This is a genomic window from Streptomyces sp. WM4235 (assembly GCF_001279725.1).
Classification (GTDB): domain Bacteria; phylum Actinomycetota; class Actinomycetes; order Streptomycetales; family Streptomycetaceae; genus Streptomyces.
This window is the reverse complement of the sequence record NZ_LGDE01000138.1, coordinates 1-2684: the sequence shown is the minus strand read 5'-3', so window position 1 is coordinate 2684 and position 2684 is coordinate 1. Positions and strand designations below refer to the sequence as shown.

3 protein-coding genes and 1 pseudogene are annotated in these 2684 nt (G+C 66.6%); 2 read left to right on the top strand and 2 right to left on the bottom strand.

The features are described from left to right. The first annotated feature begins 331 nt into the window (after positions 1–331). Entirely contained in the window at positions 332–760 is a 429-nt protein-coding gene (locus ADK55_RS13265) for a DUF6086 family protein (protein WP_053678335.1), read from the top strand. Between the two features lie 33 nt (positions 761–793). Here ADK55_RS13265 and ADK55_RS13260 read toward each other — a convergent pair whose 3' ends face one another. After that, a complete protein-coding gene (locus tag ADK55_RS13260) occupies positions 794–979 on the bottom strand; it encodes a hypothetical protein (RefSeq protein WP_420713624.1) in 186 nt (61 codons plus the stop codon). A gap of 92 nt (positions 980–1071) precedes the next feature. Continuing rightward, positions 1072–1884, bottom strand: a pseudogene (locus ADK55_RS13255) (aminoglycoside phosphotransferase family protein). Positions 1885–2048: 164 nt separating this feature from the next. On the opposite strand from ADK55_RS13255, the gene ADK55_RS13250 reads away from it, so the two are divergent. Next, positions 2049–2684: formylglycine-generating enzyme family protein (locus ADK55_RS13250; RefSeq protein ID WP_053678333.1), on the top strand; the 636-nt coding region annotated here is incomplete at its 3' end.

Here is a 2684-nt window from a genome sequence, read left to right as displayed (position 1 = left end):
GCCCCAGCCCGCGGCGCCGCCATCCGACAGCAACTTCTTGAGCTGCCCGCCCCGGTGCGCTGTGCCCTTCGGCCATGTTCACGAGAGCCGGTTCTGGCACAACTTCTGCGGTGACGGCTCGACGTTCGGTTCATTCGAACACTGAACGGCGAGAAACAGCAGGTCAGATCTTTGGATCCGACACGTTCGCGAGCATGCACGGCGCGGCGCGGCTTCACGGAAGTTGAGCCAGCCCGAAGAGTTTCTGGCTCACTTTCCGTCGAGGGCTGACTGACCGTAATGTCATGTGCTTGCGACGCCGGCCGGTATGACCGGCAGGGAGGGGGCTGCATTGAGCCAGTACTACGACATGGGCGACGAGACCCTGTGGAACCCGTCCAATGGGGCCTCCCGGTTGTTCTTGAGTCAGGTGAGCGTCTACCAAGCCGAACTGGGGCTGCCGTCCGGCATCGGACCCATGCAAGCTGACGAGTGCCAGATCGACCCCATCGCGTTCAAAGAGTTCGTCGACGCCCTGCTTGCGTGGCACCGGAGAACGAGTCACGCAGTCATGGCTGCCCTGTCCGAGGGCTTCGTCGCGACAATGCTGGTCCTGGCGGAGAGGGCAGGCATCGAGGTGAACTGGCAGCCGGCAGGCATCGCAGAGAACGGCGACCTGAAGGATGTTCAGGCCCCTGCGGCCCCGGTTTCGTCTGAGGGGGCTTGGGTAGCGGCCCTTCAGCACAAGTCACGCGAGCTGGGCCGCTTCATGGCGGCCTGAGCCTGGTCTGCCCCGCGAAGTGCTTGGAAGCCATCAGAAGGCGATGTCCTGTGAGTAGAGCAGGACACGCTTGCGGAGAAGGTCGAAGACGGCTCGGCCGAACATCTGGTGTTTGAGCATCTTGATTCGGTTGAGGTGTCCTTCAACGACGCCGGAGTTCCAGGGCAGGGTGAGACCGGCCGTGACGGCATCACGATCGCGGTCGATGCCTGCGGCCAAGGTGCTTGGCGGAGTACCTCGAAGCAGTCCAGGCCACCGAGGACGAACGCGGCACCAGGAAGGGCCAGTGAGTTGCCCTCGGTCCGGTCAGGTCAGGTCAGTAGGGCCGCCGTGAACGTCTTGCGGTGGTCCAGCAGCCACGTCTGCATGCGGTCCCAGCGTTCCCATCCGCCACCCTCGACCAACGCCTGGAGGTAGACGGGGTCACCGTCGGCCACGCGGCGGGCGACAAAGGCCCGGCAGACCTCAGTGGCCTGCTCGATGACGGCAGTCAACTTGGCGCGGTCCCCCACCGAGAGGCCATAGCTGTCGGCAGGGATCCGTAGTCGTGCGGGCGCGTCGTCGGGCGGGCGCGTCCAGCCCGGAGGGATGGAAGGCAGCTGCGGATCCCGGATCGAGCATGGGCACCCAATAGCGTGCGGTGGCGAGTCCCAGAGGGGGCGGCCCGGGGCCGCCAAGTCGAAATCGATCAGGGCAGCGGCACAGCCGTCGCGGAAGACGACGTTGTCCGGGCACACGTCGTTGTGGCACAGCATCGTTCCCCCCTCCGGGTCGGCCAGGTCCCGGGGCCACTCGGCATGGGTGTCGACCGCGACGGCCGCGCTGGTCTCATGCAGGCGCCGCAGCAGGCTCCCCACCGATTCGAGGACAGCCTTCGTCATCGCCCCGTTCGGGAAGGGCGACGGAGCCACGTCGCCGGGGATGAAGGTCAGTTGCTCGCGGCCATCCGAAGTGAGACCGACAGGGTCGGCGCACCGTCGAAGCCGTGATCCTTCAACGCGAGGAGATAGGCATGCAGGGCGCGTGCATGGCGCGGCGCCGGGCGCTCAACCACCGCACCACGGCGAAAGAACCGCCCCCGCGTTCATCATCCCGCCGACCAGCGCCTCGTCTTCAGCCGTCATGACGATCACGCTACCGCCGGGATCGACCCTGTGCGGACCCGTCCGCGAACTCGGCGCGGACAAGCGCCCATTGTCTGCCTCCGCCGTCTCCCCAGGAAGATCGGTAGGGCGATGACGAGGCGCCGGTAGGGTGGTCCGTTGTGGACACGAGGGCAGGCATCGAGATGGTTGGCGTCCCGCCGGGACGGGTGACGCTGTCGGACCGGCGGACGCGGCACAGTTGGGTGGTCGAGGTCGAGCCGTTCCAGATGGCGGCGTTCCCGGTCACCCAATTCCAGTATGAACGGGTCACTGGTCAGCGGCCGAGTAGCGCCCAAGGCGACCGGCTGCCCGTGGAGGGCGTTTCATGGTGGGACGCGATCCAGTTCTGCAACGCGCTGTCCCGGCACGACGGGCTGACACCCGCGTATCACCTACATGCTGACGCCGAGACGGCCGATTGGGGCACCTCAGCAGACGGGTACCGGCTGCCGACCGAGGCCGAATGGGAGCACGCCTGTCGTGCGGGTACCACCGGCCCGCGGTACGGACAGCTCGATGAAGTCGCCTGGTACCAGGGCAACTCGGATGGGCAGATCCACCCCGTGGGCGGCAAGCAGCCCAATGCCTGGGGCCTGTACGACATGCTCGGCAATGCCTGGGATTGGTGCTGGGACGTCTACGACGCCGAGGTCTATGGCACCTATCGGGTCCTCCGTGGTGGTGGATGGGCTGACGAGCATTGGAGTTGCCGGGCGTCGGTGCGGCGGCGCAGCCATCCAACCTTCCGGATCGACGACGTGGGATTCCGCGTCGCACGC